Here is a 17,420-nt window from a genome sequence, read left to right on the forward strand (position 1 = left end):
TGCCATGGAAAAATTTTTTGTGAAAAAAGCATTAAACAACAATGTACTTATTGCGGCCTCGGGTGATGAAACAGAGGTCGTCCTCATCGGAAGGGGAATCGGCTTTGGCCGGCAGCAGGGAGACAGCATCGTGCGCAGTTCCGTTGAAAAGCTGTTTATCCTAACCGACCGGAATGAACAGGAACAGTATAAGAAGTTACTCCCGCACTTGGATGATGAAACATTGAAAGTGATTATTGCGGCTGTTGAATTGATCCGAGAGCGAGTCGGTGAAACGTTAAATGAGCACATTCACGTCGGCTTAACCGATCACCTTTTATTTGCAGTAAACCGGATGATGCGCGGTATGGGTATCCGCAATCCATTTTTACTTGAAACGAAAGCGCTCTATCCGTTTGAATACGAAGTCGCGGCAGATGTGACGAAGCTGATCAACAGCAAGCTGACGATCAGTCTTCCAGAAGGGGAAACAGGGTTTATTGCGCTCCACATCCACAGTGCGATCGCCAATAAAGATGTCCGGGACTTAAGCCGCCATTCAGAATTAATCGCAACGCTTATTGGAATGATCGAATCGCAGCTTGATGTGGAACTGGATAAAGAAAGTATTGATTATATGCGGCTTGTACGCCACATCAGATACACAATTGAACGGGTCGTCCGCGGGGAAAAAGTCGATGAGCCAGAAAAAATTGCAAACCTATTGAAAACGGAATATCCGGTGTGCTATAATTTGTCATGGAAGCTGATCAAAGTGATGCAGCAGACATTAAGAAATCCAGTGTACGATGCGGAAGCGGTTTATTTAACGATGCATCTGCAGCGGATTCAGACAAAAATGAAATAATTAACTTGTTCTTTACGTGTTACTGATACGATCAGGCATGAGTAAAGGAGATACAGAGAAAATGGGGGTTTCAGGACTTCTTTTTTCTAATGTCTTCTTTTCTCATGCCTTTTTTCGTTTTTTGTCTGTCTGATTCATCTTTGAGATGCACATACTAATAAAATAGAGGAGGAAACACACATGTTTAAAAAGCTTTTCGGTGTGCTTCAAAAAATCGGTAAAGCACTTATGCTGCCGGTTGCGATTTTGCCGGCTGCCGGTCTTTTGCTTGCAATTGGTAACGCACTGCAAAATCCGACACTGACGGATTTAGCACCTTTTTTAACAGCAGACTGGCTCGTTATGGTCGCTTCTGTTATGGAGGAATCTGGATCGATTATTTTTGGTAACCTGCCAATCCTTTTTGCTATTGGCGTAGCAATTGGTCTCGCCGGAGGAGACGGCGTTGCCGGACTCGCGGCACTTGTTGGTTATTTAATTATGAATGCGACAATGGGTACTGCACTTGGGCTTGAAGCTATTCCAGTTCTTGAAGGTGGAGATCCTGCTTACGCACTGATTCTCGGGATTCCATCGCTTCAAACAGGTGTATTCGGCGGGATTATTATGGGGGCAATTGCTGCCTACATGTACAACAAGTTCTTTAATATTGAATTGCCTTCCTACTTAGGTTTCTTCGCGGGTAAACGGTTTGTTCCAATTGCAACAGCCGCATCGGCGGTTATTCTTGGACTTGTGTTGATTTTTGTTTGGCCGCCAATTCAAAATGGCTTAGATGCATTCTCACATTTCCTATTAGGTGGAAATCTTGCTATTTCAGCATTTATTTTTGGGGTTATTGAACGAAGCTTAATTCCATTTGGATTGCACCATATTTTCTATTCGCCGTTCTGGTTTGAATTCGGTCAGTATACAAATGCGGCAGGCGAGCTCGTCCGTGGTGACCAGGCGATCTTTATGGAACAAATTAAAGACAATGTTCAAAACTTGACTGCCGGTACATTTATGACAGGGAAATATCCATTTATGATGTTTGGTCTTCCGGCTGCTGCACTTGCGATTTACCATGAAGCGCGTCCAGAACGCAAAAAAGTTGTTGCCGGGATTATGGGCTCTGCTGCACTGACATCATTCCTCACAGGGATTACAGAGCCGCTTGAGTTCTCATTCTTGTTCGTAGCACCTGTATTATTTGCGGTTCACGCAGTCTTTGCGGGACTTTCGTTTATGACGATGAGCCTTCTTGATGTAAAAATTGGGATGACGTTCTCGGGCGGTTTGATTGATTACACATTGTTCGGTCTTTTAAATCCACAGACAAATGCATGGATCGTCATTCCTGTTGGTCTTGTGTTTGCGGTTATTTACTACTTCGGTTTCCGTTTTGCGATCCGCAAGTTTAACTTAGCAACACCGGGACGCGAGCTGGAAGACGATGAAGATGGCGATGCTCCAGCGGTTGTTGCGGGCGAACTTCCATATGAAATTTTAGAAGCGATGGGCGGCAAAGAAAACATTGCCAACCTTGATGCATGTATTACACGTCTTCGTGTATCCGTCAATGACATTGGCGATGTTGATAAAAAACGCTTGAAACAGCTTGGGGCAGCAGGGGTTCTGGAAGTCGGCAACAACATTCAGGCCATCTTTGGTCCACGCTCAGATAGTCTTCGTCACCAAATGGCGGACATTATGAAAGGCGCCAAGCCGCGTCCGGTGGCTGCGAAGCCGGATCAGGAAGTGCAAAAAGAAATTGAAAATGCAACGCCGGCTGCAATTCGCAACGGTGTGGAAAGCAAGTTTGTTGCACCAATTTCAGGTGAACTTTTGCCAATTACAGAAGTGCCGGATCCTGTTTTCTCCGGAAAAATGATGGGTGACGGTTTTGCGATCAAGCCGAGTGACGGTACAGTCGTTTCACCTGTAAACGGTAAAATCATTAACGTCTTCCCGACGAAACATGCGATTGGCATTACAGCGGACAATGGCCGTGAAGTATTGATTCATTTCGGTATCGATACGGTTAAATTGAATGGTGAAGGCTTTGAAGCGCTTGTATCAGAAGGCGATGTTGTCACAGCAGGCCAGCCGCTTCTAAAAGTGGATCTGGATTATATCGCTGACAATGCGACGTCAACGATTACACCGATTATTTTCACAAACCTTGCAGAAGGACAATCTGTAACGGTTGAAAAGCCAGGAACTGTGAAAAATGGGGACGAAAACGTAATTACTATTAAATAAGAAACAAGCCGCCTCAGCTGTGTCATCAGCTGAGGCTTTTTTAATTGGCGTCGATATGATAAACTGCCGTCAAAGAGGAGTGAAGAAATATGATGGACAACGCCTTATTTATGGTCGTTATTATTCTGCTGATCAATATTGTGTACGTTTCGTTTTTTACGATCCGCATGATTTTGACGCTAAAAGGCTATCGGTACACGGCGGCATTCGTCAGCACCATTGAAGTAGTCATTTATGTGGTTGGGCTTGGCCTTGTACTTGATAACTTGAATGAAATTCAAAATTTGATCGCCTATGCGGTCGGGTATGGCATCGGTGTCGTTGTCGGCATGAAAATCGAAGAAAAGCTGGCGCTCGGCTATATTACTGTGAATGTTATTACGAAAGAATATGACAAAGACTTGCCGAAAACGCTTCGTGATGAAGGGTACGGTGTGACGAACTGGGCAGCGAACGGCCTTGAAGGAGAACGAACGGCCATGCAAATTTTAACCCCGCGTAAATATGAGTTAAAGCTATATGGAAGAATTAAAGATCTAGATCCGAAAGCGTTTATTATCGTCTACGAACCGAAGTCGATTCATGGCGGCTTCTGGGTAAAACAAGTGAGAAAAGGAAAATTAATGCGATGAGTAAAAAGAAGAATTTTCGTGTGGAAGAAAAGGAAACGATTGATGACTGCCTGGAGAGGATGAAGCAGGAAGGCTACATGCCTATCCGGCGCATCGAAAAGCCGCTGTTTGAAGAGCGAAAAGAAAATGGAGAGACAATTCATGTCCCGATTGGCCGCGAAATCGTCTTTGAAGGAAGAATAATGGCTTAAATACGAACATTAAAATATAAGTGATAAATATCGTTCGATTTTTTATTGACAACCCCTTCTGTGGGTTGTTAATATGTAGATGACAATAAAGCACCTCATATAATAGCGGGAATATGGCCCGCGAGTTTCTACCGGCTGCCTTAAACGGCCGACTATGGGGAAAGCATTCGGAATCTCGATCGACTGCGGACGAATCGCTTTCTCCTATTTACCGGAGGAAGCGGTCTGTCCGTTTTTTTATGTCTAGCTCCAGACGCCATCAGCTCGAGGGCTCACAGGATGTGAGTCACAAAGGCGTTGCGGCACGATGCCGCGCTCTTAGCCTTTGCTCTAAGACAAATTGTCTTATGCTTGTCGCTGATAGGCAGGCGTCTGACGCTTTTCTTTTGTAAAAAAATCTCACACTGGAGGATCAAGATGACGATTGAAGTTGGCGTTATTATGGGTAGCACATCAGACTGGGAGACGATGAAACACGCATGCGACGTGCTCGACGAACTTGAAATTCCGTATGAAAAAAAAGTCGTTTCAGCACATCGCACACCGGATTTAATGTTCGAATACGCGGAAACGGCACGCGAGCGCGGCCTTAAAGTCATTATTGCCGGCGCAGGCGGGGCGGCTCACTTGCCAGGCATGACAGCAGCGAAAACAACGCTGCCGGTCATCGGTATACCGGTTCAGTCAAAAGCGTTAAACGGGCTTGATTCTCTCCTGTCCATCGTTCAAATGCCAGGTGGTGTTCCGGTTGCAACAACGGCTATTGGGAAAGCAGGAGCCACCAATGCCGGCCTGCTCGCTGCGCAAATTTTGTCGATTGCAGACACTGAGGTAGCGGAGCGGTTAGACAAGCGCCGAAAAGAAACCGAAAAAACCGTATTGGAAAGCAGTGATCAGCTTGGCTAGAACGATCATTGAACCAGGAAAAACAATTGGCATTATCGGCGGAGGGCAGCTGGGGCGGATGATGGCGTTGGCCGCAAAAGAAGCGGGCTTCCGCATCGCCGTGCTCGAGCCGGCAGAAGGTGCACCTTGCACACAAACAGCTGATATCGTCATTCAAGCCCCTTACAACGATAAAGACGCGCTGAACCGGCTTGCCGATGTGAGCGACGTGATTACGTACGAATTTGAAAACATTGACTATGAAGGCTTAAAAGAGCTGATGAATATAGCATATATTCCACAGGGCGCGGAATTGATCCGCATTACACAAAACCGCATTTTTGAAAAAGAAGCGATTGCGGGTGCCGGTGTCCCGGTTGCTCCATATCGGGTGATTAAAACAGAAAATGATCTTGAACAGTCCATTGCCGAGCTCGGATTGCCAGCTGTATTAAAAACGGCGACAGGCGGCTACGATGGGAAAGGGCAGTTTGTTTTAAGAGAAACGTCACAAGCTTCGGAAGCAGCTGCATTGCTCGGACATGGTGACTGTGTACTCGAACAATGGATTCCGTTTGAAAAAGAAATTTCTGTTATTATTACACGCAATTCAGAGGGCGAAACAACGTACTTTCCGGCAGCAGAAAACATTCACGTCGACAATATTTTGCATGAATCAATTGTGCCGGCGCGTATCTCAGAACAAACGGAGCGGGCTGCACGTGAAGCAGCTGAAAAAATTGCAGCTGCTTTGTCACTTGTCGGCACACTGGCGGTGGAAATGTTCGTCACGCGTGACGGCAGCATTTACATTAATGAAGTAGCACCACGGCCGCATAATTCTGGTCATTACACAATTGAAGCGTGCGGCATTTCCCAATTTGGCCAGCATATCCGCGCTGTCTGTAACTGGCCGCTTAAAAGCACCTCGCTTCTGAAGCAGGCTGTGATGGTCAACGTGCTTGGTGAACATGTGGAAGGCGTTGTGCAAGCGATTGTGCACAAGCCAGAATGGTCCGTTCATTTATATGGAAAAGACGAAGCAAAAGAAAAGCGCAAAATGGGGCATGTGACTATCTTGACCGACAATCTTGAAGAAACGTTAAATGACATTGAAAACAGTCATATTTGGACAAAATAATCGAATTATCAATCGGAGGATGACAAACAATGATCGAACGCTATACACGACCTGAAATGGGCAGTATTTGGACAGAAGAAAATAAATTCAAAGCGTGGCTTGAAGTGGAAATTTTAGCTTGTGAAGCATGGTCAGAGCTTGGCGACATTCCAAAAGAAGATGTGGAAAAACTACGCGCAAATGCAAGCTTCGATATTGACCGCATTAATGAAATTGAACTGGAAACACGCCATGATGTTGTTGCCTTTACACGTGCTGTATCTGAAACACTTGGTGAAGAACGCAAATGGGTACATTACGGATTAACGTCAACAGATGTTGTTGATACGGCTCTTTCTTATTTATTAAAACAAGCGAACGACATTTTGCGTAAAGACATTGAAAACTTCATTGACATCCTCCGCAATAAAGCGATTGAACATAAACATACAGTCATGATGGGCCGTACACACGGAGTTCATGCGGAGCCGACGACATTCGGATTGAAAATGGCGCTTTGGTACGAAGAAATGAAACGGAACCTGGAGCGTTTTAATGACGCTGCAGACGGCGTTCAATACGGAAAAATTTCCGGCGCAGTCGGCACATATGCAAACATTGATCCATTTGTTGAAAAATATGTGTGTGAAAAGCTTGGCACAAAACCGGCTCCTGTTTCAACACAAACATTGCAGCGTGACCGCCACGCGCACTACATGGCGACATTAGCGCTTGTCGCTGCTTCAATTGAAAAGTTTGCAACAGAAGTACGCGGCCTGCAAAAATCAGAAACACGTGAAGTGGAAGAAGCATTTGCAAAGGGACAAAAAGGATCGTCAGCAATGCCGCACAAACGGAATCCAATCGGATCTGAAAATATGGTTGGCCTTGCACGCGTGATTCGCGGCCACATGGTAACAGCGTATGAAAATGTATCCCTTTGGCACGAGCGCGACATTTCGCACTCATCTGCAGAGCGCGTAATTTTGCCGGATGCAACAATCGCATTGAATTACATGCTGAACCGTTTCGGCAATATTATCAAAAATTTAACAGTATTCCCGGATAACATGAAACGCAACATGGACCGGACGCTCGGCCTTATTTATTCACAGCGTATTCTTCTTGCATTGATTGATAAAGGCATGGCGCGTGAAGCGGCCTATGATACAGTGCAGCCGCGGGCGATGGAAGCATGGGACAAGCAAGTTCATTTCCGTTCATTAGTAGAAGCGGACGAAACAATCACATCAAAATTGTCGCCGGAAGAAATCGCTGACTGCTTTGATTACAACTACCACATTAAACATGTCGACACGATTTTTGACCGTATTGGATTGAACTAAGAAGAAAAGCGCAAGGCGGCCGTTCAGACCCGGCAGACGTAAGACGGACCTGCGAAGTGGTGCTCTTTGCCACATAGCAGAGACGGCTTACGACCAAGGGACTGGCCGCTTGGAGCTGGACAAAGAAAAGCGCAAGGCGGCCGTTTAGACTGCCTGAAGTTGGACAAAAAAAGCCGGAACCCGGGAGGATCACATCATGCAAAAAGGCAAGCAGCTGTACGAAGGAAAAGCGAAACGCATTTATGCGACAGACCAGGAAGACATCGTCTGGATTGAATACAAAAATTCGGCTACCGCATTTAACGGTGAAAAAAAAGCCGAAATTGACGGCAAAGGCCGCTTAAACAATTTAATCACAGGGCTTTTGTTCGAAAAGCTCGCCCAAAAAGGCATTGAGTCTCATTTTGTAGAGCAGCTGTCTGAAAACGAGCAGCTCGTTAAGCATGTAAATATCATCCCGCTTGAAGTCGTTGTCCGCAATGTTGCTGCCGGCAGCATTGCGAAGCGGCTCGGCTTTGAAGAAGGCGTCCGGTTCAATGAGCCAATTGTTGAATTTTATTACAAAGACGACGAGCTTGGCGATCCGCTGCTAACAGATGATCACATTCGTTTGTTAAACGTCGCGGCACCTGAAGAAGTGCAGATTTTGAAAAAGGAAGCATTGCGTGTCAATGAAGTACTTATCCCGTTGTTTGATGAAATGAGCGTTGATCTTGTGGACTTTAAAATTGAATTTGGCCGCCAAAAAGACGGCAGCATCCTGCTTGCCGACGAAATCTCACCGGATACGTGCCGGTTATGGGAAAAAGGCACAAACCGTAAACTTGATAAAGACTTGTTCCGCCGCGATCTTGGCGGGCTGACAGAAGCATATACCGAAATCTACAATCGACTTGGAGGAACTCTATAATGTATAAAGTAAAAGTTTACGTAACACTTCGTGAAAGTGTATTAGACCCGCAAGGAAAAGCTGTGCAGCAATCACTATCAAGCCTTGGCTACCGAGGTGTAGAAGATGTGCGTATCGGCAAATACATGGAGCTTCAATTCGATGATTCTGTGACAGATGTAGAAGGCACAGTAAAAGAAGTATGCGAAAAGCTTTTGTCCAACCCGGTTATTGAAGATTACCGATATGAAATCGAGGAGAGTGCGAACCAGTGAAATTTGCAGTCATCGTATTTCCAGGGTCCAACTGTGATGTGGACATGTACCATGCGGTAAAAGACGAATTAGGGGAACAAGTTGATCTTGTCTGGCACGATGCGGACAATCTTGATCAATATGACGGCATTTTACTTCCAGGCGGCTTTTCATATGGCGACTACTTGCGTTCCGGCGCGATCGCACATATGTCAAACGTTATGGCAGCCGTAAAAAAAGCAGCAGAAGCGGGCAAGCCGGTTCTTGGTGTCTGCAACGGGTTTCAAATTTTGCTTGAGTCCGGTCTTCTTCCAGGCGCTATGCTCCGCAACAAAAACTTAAAATTCATTTGCCGCACAGTCGAGCTGTCGGTCCAAAATAACGAAACAATGTTTACGTCTTTGTATGAAAAAGGCGAAAAAATCAGCATTCCGGTTGCACATGGTGAAGGCAACTATTACTGTGATGAGGCGACATTTGCAACATTAAAAGAAAACAATCAAATCGTGTTCACATACGCGAGTGATGTAAACGGAAGTCTTTCTGACATCGCCGGCATTACAAACGAAAAAGGCAACGTACTCGGCATGATGCCGCATCCGGAGCGGGCTGTAGATGAACTTCTCGGCAGCGCAGACGGACTTAAACTTTTCCAATCAATTGTGAAACACTGGAGGGACTCTCATGTCGTTAACGCTTGAACCAAATCCACAGCAAATTAAAGATGAAAAGCTGTACCGTACGATGGGCTTGACAGACGAAGAATTCGATAAAGCAGCAGAAATTATTGGACGTTTACCAAACTACACGGAAACAGGTCTTTTCTCTGTTATGTGGTCCGAGCACTGCAGCTACAAAAACTCAAAACCAGTCTTAAGCCGCTTCCCGACAAAAGGCGATCACGTCTTGCAGGGGCCAGGCGAAGGTGCCGGCATCGTGGACATCGGCGACAATCAAGCGGTCGTATTTAAAATCGAGAGCCATAATCACCCATCTGCTATTGAGCCTTATCAAGGCGCGGCAACAGGCGTCGGCGGTATTATTCGTGACGTATTTTCTATGGGCGCGCGTCCGGTGGCGATTTTAAACTCACTTCGTTTCGGTGAATTGGAAACATCCCGTGTGAAATACTTGTTTGAAGAAGTTGTGGCAGGCATCGCCGGTTACGGAAACTGCATCGGCATCCCGACAGTTGGCGGCGAAATCGGCTTTGACCCGTCGTATGACGGCAACCCGCTCGTTAACGCAATGTGTGTCGGTTTAATCGACCATCAAGACATTCAAAAAGGCCAGGCAAAAGGTGTCGGCAACACCGTTATGTACGTAGGGGCAAAAACAGGCCGCGACGGCATTCACGGTGCGACATTTGCATCAGAAGAACTGAGCGAAAGTTCTGAAGAAAAACGCCCGGCGGTTCAAGTAGGCGATCCATTTATGGAAAAATTGCTGCTCGAAGCGTGCCTTGAGTTAATTCATAACGATGCCCTTGTCGGCATTCAAGATATGGGTGCGGCAGGTTTAACAAGTTCATCTGCTGAAATGGCGTCTAAATCTGGTTCAGGTATGGAAATGAATCTGGATTTAATCCCGCAGCGTGAAACAGGTATGACACCGTACGAAATGATGTTGTCTGAATCACAGGAGCGTATGCTCATCGTTGTCGAAAAAGGACGCGAAAAAGAAATCGAAGACTTGTTTTCAAAATACGGTCTTGAAGCAGCATCTGTCGGCGTCGTGACAGATGACAAAATGCTCCGCCTTCTTCATAAAGGAGAAGTGGCTGCAGAAGTGCCAGTTGACGCGCTTGCAGAAGATGCGCCGGTCTACTATAAGCCTTCAGCAGAACCGCAATATTTCCGTGACTTCCAGGCAATGGAGCAAAAAATACCAGAAGTGTCTGATTATAAAGAAACACTTGTAAATCTTTTGAAACAGCCGACTGTGGCAAGCAAAGAGTGGGTATATGATCAATATGATTACCAAGTTCGTACAAACACAGTTGTCGCACCAGGTTCTGATGCAGCGGTTATCCGCCTGCGCGGCACGAACAAAGCACTGGCGATGACGACAGACTGCAACGCACGCTACATTTACTTAGACCCGAAAACAGGCGGTAAAATTGCAGTAGCCGAAGCAGCGCGTAACATCGTTTGCTCGGGTGCACGTCCACTTGCGATTACAGACGGATTAAACTACGGAAGCCCTGAAAATCCGGGTGTATTCTGGCAGCTTGAGCAGTCAGCAGACGGCATCAGTGAAGCGTGCCTTGCACTTCAATCACCGGTTATCGGTGGAAATGTCTCTTTATATAATGAAACAAACGGTACAGCGATTTATCCAACACCAATTATCGGCATGGTCGGTTTAATCGAAGACGTGAACCATATTACAACACAAGCGGCCAAAGCAGCCGGCGACCTCGTTTACGTCATTGGCGATGCAGCTAATGAATTCGGCGGAAGCGAATTGCAAAAAATGATGAATGATGGCAAAATTTCTGGAAAATCACCAGCTATCGATTTATCCGTAGAAAAAACGCGTCAGGATGCTCTTCTTGCAGCGATTCACTCGGGTCTTGTTCAGTCAGCCCACGATATTTCAGAAGGCGGCTTTGCAGTGGCTCTTGTTGAGAAGTTATTTGGGACAAGCTTTGGTGCAAACGTATCGCTTGAAGGCGAAGCTACAGCAGCTTTATTTGCTGAAACACAGTCACGTTTTGTTGTCACAGTAAAAGCAGAATACAAAGAAGCATTTGAAGCAGCTGTACAGGATGCAAAACAAATTGGTGAAGTCACTGCTCAGCCAGTCGTATCAATTTTAATTAACGGAGAAGAAGTGGTACAGGCACCGGTCAACGAACTGGAGGATGCCTGGAAAGGAGCTATTCCATGCTTGCTGAACTCAGAGGCTTAAATGAAGAGTGTGGCGTATTCGGTGTCTTTGGCCACGAAAACGCATCACAAATCACCTACTATGGCCTTCAAAGCTTACAACACCGTGGACAAGAAGGTGCCGGCGTCGTCATGAGCGACGGCGAGCGCCTCCGTGGTCATAAAGGCGAAGGACTTGTCACGGAAATTTTCAATCAGGATATCGTGAACGGATTGACAGGATCAGCAGCAATTGGACACGTCCGCTATCAGACAGCAGGAGGCGGCGGCTATCAAAACGTACAGCCGCTTCTTTTCCACTTTCAAACCGGGAGCCTCGCGCTTGCGCATAATGGCAACCTTGTAAATGCAACATCTCTCAAGCGTGAGCTTGAAGCACAGGGAAGTATTTTTCAAACGACATCTGACACGGAAGTGCTGGCGCATTTAATTCGCCGCAGCAGCTACGGATCGATGAAAGACCGTTTGAAAACAGCCCTGTCAATGGTCAAAGGGGCATACGCATTTTTGATCATGACTGAAAATGAAATGCACGTGGCACTTGATCCACAGGGGCTTCGTCCACTTTCAATTGGCAAGCTTGGCAATGCCTATGTGGTCGCGTCAGAAACGTGCGCCTTTGACATTATCGGAGCTGAATTTTTACGCGACGTAGAACCGGGCGAATTGATTACGATTAATGACAGCGGTCTTCATTCAGAGCAATTTGCGGCTGGTGTCAGCGACGCGATGTGCACAATGGAGTATGTTTATTTTTCCCGTCCGGACAGTGACATTCATGGCATTAACGTTCACAGCGCCCGTAAGCGTCTCGGCAAAATGCTCGCAAAAGAAGTGGATTCGGCTGTCTTGGAAGCAGACGTTGTCACAGGTGTACCGGATTCGAGTATTTCTGCTGCGATCGGTTTTGCGGAAGCAACGGGTATTCCGTACGAATTAGGCTTAATTAAAAATCGGTATGTCGGCCGGACGTTTATTCAGCCATCCCAGTCGCTTCGTGAACAAGGGGTGAAGATGAAGCTTTCTCCTGTTCGGGGTGTTATTGAAGGGAAAAAAGTAGTGATGGTGGACGATTCAATCGTTCGCGGCACGACGAGCAGACGAATTGTTACGATGCTAAAAGAAGCCGGAGCGAAGGAAGTCCATGTTGTGATCAGTTCGCCGGCGATTAAGCATCCGTGTTTTTACGGCATTGATACATCTGAAAAAGGTGAATTGATTGCCGCTCACCATACAAATGAAGAATTACGTGAATTAATTGGTGCTGACTCATTAACGTATTTGAGCGCAGAAGGCACGATCGAAGCTATTAACCACCGCAAAGGCGCCCTCGGCGAATGCGGACAATGCATGGCTTGTTTTACAGGAGAATATCCAACGGAAATATTCCCGGATACACAGCATCCGCATGACAAAGAAATCATGTGCTAACGTTGAGGAGGAACTAAAATGGCAAAGTCGTATGAAGCAGCCGGTGTCAACATCGAAGCGGGATACGAAGCGGTTGAACGAATGAAAAAACATGTAGAACGGACGAAGCGGGCCGGTGTGATGGGAGCGCTTGGCAGCTTCGGAGGCATGTTTGATCTGTCCTCTTTAAATTTAAAAGAACCAGTTCTTGTGTCGGGAACAGACGGCGTCGGCACAAAGCTGAAGCTTGCATTTATGATGGACAAGCATGACACAATTGGCGTTGACTGTGTGGCAATGTGTGTGAATGATGTAATCGTCCAAGGAGCAGAACCGCTGTTTTTCCTTGATTACATTGCATGCGGAAAAGCGGTGCCGGAAAAAATTGAGCAAATCGTCAAAGGTGTGGCGGACGGCTGCGAGCAGGCAGGCTGCGCCTTAATCGGCGGCGAGACAGCTGAAATGCCAGGCCTCTATGACGAAGAAGAATACGACATGGCCGGTTTCACTGTTGGCGCTGTTGAAAAAAGCGCAGTTGTGACAGGTGATGATGTGAAAGAAGGCGACGTGCTGATCGGTCTTGCGTCAAGCGGCATTCACAGCAACGGCTATTCACTCGTCCGCCAGATTTTCTTTGAAAAGCATAATCTCGCTGTTGATGCACAAGTAGAGGGCCTTTCTATTCCACTTGGTCAGGCATTAATTGAACCGACGCGTATTTATGTGAAGCCGGTTCTCTCTGCTTTGAAAAAAGCGAAGGTCAATGGCATGGCGCACATTACAGGCGGCGGCTTTGTTGAAAATATTCCACGCGCATTGCCAGCAGGACTTGGTGCAACGATTGAAGAAGGGTCGTGGCCTGTTCCGGACATTTTCAATGTACTTGAAACATACGGTGAACTGGATCGTCAGGAAATGTACAACATTTTCAACATGGGCATCGGATTCGTATTGATCGTGCCAAAAGAAGAAGAAGCAAATGTAAAAGCAGCACTCCAAGAAGCCGGCGAAAAAGCGTACACAATCGGACGCGTATCGAACGGCGAAGGAGTTACAGTTCAATGACGAAAATTGCCTTGTTTGCATCCGGCAGCGGAAGCAACGTGCAGGCAATTGCTGAGGCGGTGGCAGCAGGACAGGTTCCTGCTGAAATCGCCTTGCTCGTCTGCGATAAACCGGATGCGTACGTGCTGCAGCGGGCAGAAGCATTCGACATCCCGGCATTTTCTTTCCAGCCGAAGCAATATGAATCGAAAGAAGCATTCGAAAGTGAAATTGTGGCCCGTTTGCAGGCGGCCGGAGTAGAATTTATTTTTCTAGCCGGCTATATGCGTTTAATAGGTCCAGTTTTATTAAGTGCGTACCGGAACCGGATCGTAAACATTCACCCGTCGCTACTCCCGGCTTTCCCGGGAAAAGATGCAATTGGACAAGCATTTGACGCTGGGGTGAAAATTTCCGGTGTGACCGTTCATTTCGTTGATGAGGGCATGGATACCGGTGCGATCATTGACCAGGAATGTGTGCGGATTGAAGAAGGCATGACATGCGAAGGTCTGCAAGAAGCCATACAGCACATTGAGCATAGTCTTTACCCGAACATGATTACAAAACTTTTGAACGGAAACAGGGAGGAACAGAACTGATGACTAAACGCGCATTGATCAGCGTATCAGACAAAAACGGCGTCACGGATTTTGCAAGAGAAATCGCGGCGCTTGGCTACGAAATTGTCTCAACAGGCGGAACGAAAAAAATGCTTTCAGAAGCCGGTGTGCCGGTAAAAGGCGTAACGGATGTAACGGGATTCCCGGAAATTTTGGAAGGCCGCGTTAAAACATTAAACCCGTACATTCATGGCGGCTTGCTTGCAAAGCACGGAGAACCGGATCATCAAAAACAGTTGGACGAGCATAACATTCAGCCGATCGATATCGTTTGTGTAAACCTGTATCCGTTCCAGCAGACGATTGCAAAGCCGGATGTCACTACAGAAGACGCGATTGAAAACATTGATATTGGCGGACCGGCGATGCTTCGGGCGTCAGCGAAAAATCATGAATATGTTACTGTAATCGTCGATGCAGGCGACTACGATCAAGTGCTTTCGGAATTAAAAGGCGATGGCAAAACGACACTTGAAACACGCCGCAAGCTTGCTGCAAAAGTATTCCGTCATACAGCAGCGTATGATGCGATGATCGCCGGCTTTATGACCGATCTTACAGGTGAAGAAAATCCGGAAAAACTAACGGTCACATATGAATTGAAGCAAAGCTTGCGCTACGGTGAGAACCCTCATCAAAAAGCAGCTTTTTACACACAGCCGCTTGGTTCCACGTTCTCTGTGGCACAGGCTGAGCAGCTTCACGGCAAAGAGCTTTCATACAATAACATTCGCGACACAGATGCAGCCCTTCAAATTGTCAAAGAATTTGAAGAGCCGGCTGCAGTTGCCGTTAAACATATGAATCCTTGCGGTGTGGGTGCAGGAGCAACGATCGAAGAAGCTTATGCACGGGCATATGAAGCGGATCCAACGTCGATTTTTGGCGGCATTGTTGCGTTGAACCGTCCTGTTTCAAAAGAGCTTGCCGAAAAACTGCATGAAATTTTCCTTGAAATCATTGTGGCGCCTTCTTTTGATGAAGAAGCAATTGACGTTCTTTCTAAAAAGAAAAACATTCGTCTATTAACGCTTGATTTTGCTAACGGCAAAAAAGGTGAAAAAGTATTTACATCTGTTGAAGGTGGGCTTCTTTCACAGGATCTTGATGAATTGTCTTTAGCGGATGCTGACGTGAAAGTAGCGACAAAGCGCGAACCAACTGAAGAAGAGTGGACAGCGCTTAAACTTGGCTGGAAAGTGGTAAAACACGTTAAATCAAATGCAATTGTTGTAACAGATGATAAAATGACACTTGGTGTTGGGGCCGGCCAAATGAATCGCGTTGGTGCGGCAAAAATTGCGCTTGAGCAAGCGGGTGAAAAAGCAAAAGGAGCAGCGCTTGCATCTGATGCATTCTTCCCGATGGATGATACGGTTGAAGCGGCAGCGAAAGCGGGCATTACAGCGATCATTCAGCCAGGCGGATCGATTAAAGATGAAGATTCGATTAAAAAAGCCGATGAATACGGCATTGCGATGGTCTTAACCGGCATCAGACATTTTAAACATTAAGAGGGGGGCTTATCCATGAACGTACTAGTAGTTGGACGCGGTGGACGCGAACACGCAATTTGCAAAAAAGTGGCGGAAAGCCCGCTCGTTGAAAACGTCTTTTGCGCGCCGGGAAATGCCGGCATCGGCCGCGATGCAAGCATTGTGAACATTGATGAAATGAACTTTGCGGACATTGCCTCTTTTGCGAAAGAGCAAAACGTTGGTCTTGTGATCATCGGTCCTGAAAATCCACTTTCTGCTGGTATCACGGATTATCTGGAGCAAGAAGGCTTAAAAGTATTTGGTCCGAAACAAAACGCAGCTATTTTAGAAGGCAGCAAATCTTTCTCAAAAATGATGATGGAAAAGTACAACATTCCAACAGCCCGCTACCAGTCGTTTGAAGACTATGATGCAGCGAAAGCATACATTGAGCAAGAAGGCGCGCCGATCGTATTGAAAGCGGACGGTCTGGCAGCTGGAAAAGGCGTTACCGTTGCGATGACGCTTGAAGAAGCACTTGCGTCTCTTGATGACATGATGCTCGATAAAAAATTCGGTGATGCATCTGCCCGTGTGGTCGTGGAGCAATATTTGCAGGGAGAAGAATATTCTCTTATGGCATTTGTACATGGTGAAAACGTCTATCCGATGGAAGCGGCGCAGGATCATAAGCGCGCGTTTGACAATGATGAAGGCCCGAACACTGGCGGTATGGGTGCGTATTCACCGGTGCCGCACATTTCGCAGGCGATTAACGACCAATCCGTTGAAGACATTATCCGTCCAATCGCAAAAGGCATGGTTGTGGAAGGACGTTCGTTTACAGGGATCGTTTTCGCTGGTTTAATGCTGACAGAAGAAGGACCAAAAACGATCGAATTTAATGCCCGTTTTGGTGATCCAGAAACGCAGGTTGTCCTGCCACGGTTGGAAAATGATCTCGTTCAAGTGATGCTGGACGTGCTTGACGGCAAAGATCCAGAACTGACATGGAAAGACGAGTCGGTTCTTGGCATCGTTTTGGCAGCAAAAGGCTACCCGGAAGCATATGAAAAAGGCCATGAACTAAAAGGGCTTGATGCGATTGATGCCGGGTCTGTTATTCATGCGGGCACGTATTCAGACACGGATGTGATTCGCGCAAATGGCGGTCGTGTTCTGCTTGTAACAGGAAGCGGATCAAATCCAACAGAAGCGCAGAAGCATGCGTACGAAAAGATGCAGCATGTCGATACGGAACACTTCTTTTTCCGCAGCGATATCGGCAGCCGTGCGATTGCGAAAGCTGGTTTGTAAGAAGGAAGAGGCTGTCTCATCATGAGGCAGCCTCTTTGATTATAACGGCTCAAGCTGTGCAAATTACGTTATTTGTTTTGCTTTAATTGGGACATGAATAAATTCCTATTTTTCAATTTGTCCCGAAAATCAGACTAATGCAAGTTTCTCGCCAAAAGTTCGAACTTTTTTCACAAAATCAACTATTCTTTAGTGCGTTATTAGTACGATATATGTTACGATGAATAAAATTACATAAATTGAAAGCGA

At 46.4% G+C, this 17,420-nt stretch carries 16 protein-coding genes and 1 riboswitch; all 16 genes read left to right on the forward strand.

Features of this window, described 5'->3' with window-relative positions:
- The first annotated feature begins 4 nt into the window (after positions 1-4).
- The 16 genes from glcT to purD all read left to right on the forward strand — a co-directional run bounded on the left by glcT (position 5) and on the right by purD (position 17,171).
- Positions 5-847: a glucose PTS transporter transcription antiterminator GlcT gene (glcT, locus tag VQ00_RS10980; protein WP_046180183.1), complete on the forward strand. Its 843-nt coding sequence runs from the start codon at positions 5-7 to the stop codon at positions 845-847.
- 180 nt (positions 848-1,027) lie between these two features.
- Positions 1,028-3,091, forward strand: a complete 2,064-nt coding sequence (gene ptsG, locus VQ00_RS10985) for a glucose-specific PTS transporter subunit IIBC (RefSeq protein ID WP_046180184.1) — start codon at positions 1,028-1,030, stop codon at positions 3,089-3,091.
- A gap of 89 nt (positions 3,092-3,180) precedes the next feature.
- Positions 3,181-3,723, forward strand: a complete 543-nt coding sequence (locus VQ00_RS10990) for a DUF2179 domain-containing protein (protein WP_046180185.1) — start codon at positions 3,181-3,183, stop codon at positions 3,721-3,723.
- The gene (locus VQ00_RS10995; RefSeq protein WP_046180186.1) at positions 3,720-3,914 is read left to right on the forward strand and encodes an NETI motif-containing protein; all 195 of its coding nucleotides are present in this window, start codon (positions 3,720-3,722) and stop codon (positions 3,912-3,914) included. Before VQ00_RS10990 ends, VQ00_RS10995 begins: the two co-directional genes overlap by 4 nt.
- 75 nt (positions 3,915-3,989) lie before the next feature.
- A riboswitch (purine riboswitch) is annotated at positions 3,990-4,089 on the forward strand.
- A gap of 242 nt (positions 4,090-4,331) precedes the next feature.
- Entirely contained in the window at positions 4,332-4,820 is a 489-nt protein-coding gene (purE, locus tag VQ00_RS11000; RefSeq protein WP_046180187.1) for a 5-(carboxyamino)imidazole ribonucleotide mutase, read from the forward strand.
- Positions 4,813-5,940 carry a 5-(carboxyamino)imidazole ribonucleotide synthase gene (gene purK / locus VQ00_RS11005; protein WP_046180188.1) on the forward strand — a complete coding sequence of 376 codons (1,128 nt, stop codon included), beginning with the start codon at positions 4,813-4,815 and terminating at the stop codon, positions 5,938-5,940. The genes purE and purK overlap by 8 nt, the downstream gene beginning before the upstream one ends.
- Before the next feature lie 29 nt (positions 5,941-5,969).
- On the forward strand, positions 5,970-7,265 hold the full coding sequence (gene purB, locus VQ00_RS11010; RefSeq protein WP_046180189.1) for an adenylosuccinate lyase: 1,296 nt from the start codon (positions 5,970-5,972) through the stop codon (positions 7,263-7,265).
- A 196-nt stretch (positions 7,266-7,461) separates the two neighbouring features.
- Entirely contained in the window at positions 7,462-8,175 is a 714-nt protein-coding gene (gene purC, locus VQ00_RS11015) for a phosphoribosylaminoimidazolesuccinocarboxamide synthase (RefSeq protein ID WP_046180190.1), read from the forward strand.
- The gene (gene purS, locus VQ00_RS11020; RefSeq protein ID WP_046180191.1) at positions 8,175-8,429 is read left to right on the forward strand and encodes a phosphoribosylformylglycinamidine synthase subunit PurS; all 255 of its coding nucleotides are present in this window, start codon (positions 8,175-8,177) and stop codon (positions 8,427-8,429) included. The genes purC and purS overlap by 1 nt, the downstream gene beginning before the upstream one ends.
- Positions 8,426-9,109, forward strand: coding sequence for a phosphoribosylformylglycinamidine synthase subunit PurQ (gene purQ, locus VQ00_RS11025; protein WP_046180192.1), 684 nt, complete (start codon positions 8,426-8,428; stop codon positions 9,107-9,109). The genes purS and purQ overlap by 4 nt, the downstream gene beginning before the upstream one ends.
- On the forward strand, positions 9,093-11,321 hold the full coding sequence (purL, locus tag VQ00_RS11030; protein ID WP_046180193.1) for a phosphoribosylformylglycinamidine synthase subunit PurL: 2,229 nt from the start codon (positions 9,093-9,095) through the stop codon (positions 11,319-11,321). The genes purQ and purL overlap by 17 nt, the downstream gene beginning before the upstream one ends.
- Positions 11,297-12,730 (forward strand): amidophosphoribosyltransferase, encoded by a 1,434-nt coding sequence (purF, locus tag VQ00_RS11035; RefSeq protein WP_046180194.1) that lies wholly within the window; start codon positions 11,297-11,299, stop codon positions 12,728-12,730. Before purL ends, purF begins: the two co-directional genes overlap by 25 nt.
- Before the next feature lie 18 nt (positions 12,731-12,748).
- Positions 12,749-13,774 (forward strand): phosphoribosylformylglycinamidine cyclo-ligase, encoded by a 1,026-nt coding sequence (purM, locus tag VQ00_RS11040; protein WP_046180195.1) that lies wholly within the window; start codon positions 12,749-12,751, stop codon positions 13,772-13,774.
- Complete coding sequence (purN, locus tag VQ00_RS11045) at positions 13,771-14,355, forward strand: phosphoribosylglycinamide formyltransferase (RefSeq protein ID WP_046180196.1); 585 nt, start codon at positions 13,771-13,773, stop codon at positions 14,353-14,355. Before purM ends, purN begins: the two co-directional genes overlap by 4 nt.
- Positions 14,355-15,890, forward strand: a complete 1,536-nt coding sequence (gene purH, locus VQ00_RS11050) for a bifunctional phosphoribosylaminoimidazolecarboxamide formyltransferase/IMP cyclohydrolase (protein ID WP_046180197.1) — start codon at positions 14,355-14,357, stop codon at positions 15,888-15,890. Before purN ends, purH begins: the two co-directional genes overlap by 1 nt.
- 15 nt (positions 15,891-15,905) lie before the next feature.
- Positions 15,906-17,171, forward strand: coding sequence for a phosphoribosylamine--glycine ligase (gene purD / locus VQ00_RS11055; protein WP_046180198.1), 1,266 nt, complete (start codon positions 15,906-15,908; stop codon positions 17,169-17,171).
- Positions 17,172-17,420: the final 249 nt, after the last annotated feature.

Source organism: Domibacillus tundrae (assembly GCF_000970675.1).
Classification (GTDB): domain Bacteria; phylum Bacillota; class Bacilli; order Bacillales; family Domibacillaceae; genus Domibacillus; species Domibacillus tundrae.

Excerpts from the sequence above, each read along its gene's own strand:
- purH (WP_046180197.1), top strand. The coding sequence starts at position 14,355 with ATGACTAAACGCGCATTGATCAGCGTATCAGACAAAAACGGCGTCACG.
- purS (WP_046180191.1), top strand. The coding sequence starts at position 8,175 with ATGTATAAAGTAAAAGTTTACGTAACACTTCGTGAAAGTGTATTAGAC.
- purE (WP_046180187.1), top strand. The coding sequence starts at position 4,332 with ATGACGATTGAAGTTGGCGTTATTATGGGTAGCACATCAGACTGGGAG.
- VQ00_RS10995 (WP_046180186.1), top strand. The coding sequence starts at position 3,720 with ATGAGTAAAAAGAAGAATTTTCGTGTGGAAGAAAAGGAAACGATTGAT.
- purC (WP_046180190.1), top strand. The coding sequence starts at position 7,462 with ATGCAAAAAGGCAAGCAGCTGTACGAAGGAAAAGCGAAACGCATTTAT.
- purF (WP_046180194.1), top strand. The coding sequence starts at position 11,297 with ATGCTTGCTGAACTCAGAGGCTTAAATGAAGAGTGTGGCGTATTCGGT.
- purB (WP_046180189.1), top strand. The coding sequence starts at position 5,970 with ATGATCGAACGCTATACACGACCTGAAATGGGCAGTATTTGGACAGAA.
- purD (WP_046180198.1), top strand. The coding sequence starts at position 15,906 with ATGAACGTACTAGTAGTTGGACGCGGTGGACGCGAACACGCAATTTGC.
- VQ00_RS10990 (WP_046180185.1), top strand. The coding sequence starts at position 3,181 with ATGATGGACAACGCCTTATTTATGGTCGTTATTATTCTGCTGATCAAT.
- purN (WP_046180196.1), top strand. The coding sequence starts at position 13,771 with ATGACGAAAATTGCCTTGTTTGCATCCGGCAGCGGAAGCAACGTGCAG.
- purL (WP_046180193.1), top strand. The coding sequence starts at position 9,093 with ATGTCGTTAACGCTTGAACCAAATCCACAGCAAATTAAAGATGAAAAG.
- purM (WP_046180195.1), top strand. The coding sequence starts at position 12,749 with ATGGCAAAGTCGTATGAAGCAGCCGGTGTCAACATCGAAGCGGGATAC.
- ptsG (WP_046180184.1), top strand. The coding sequence starts at position 1,028 with ATGTTTAAAAAGCTTTTCGGTGTGCTTCAAAAAATCGGTAAAGCACTT.
- glcT (WP_046180183.1), top strand. The coding sequence starts at position 5 with ATGGAAAAATTTTTTGTGAAAAAAGCATTAAACAACAATGTACTTATT.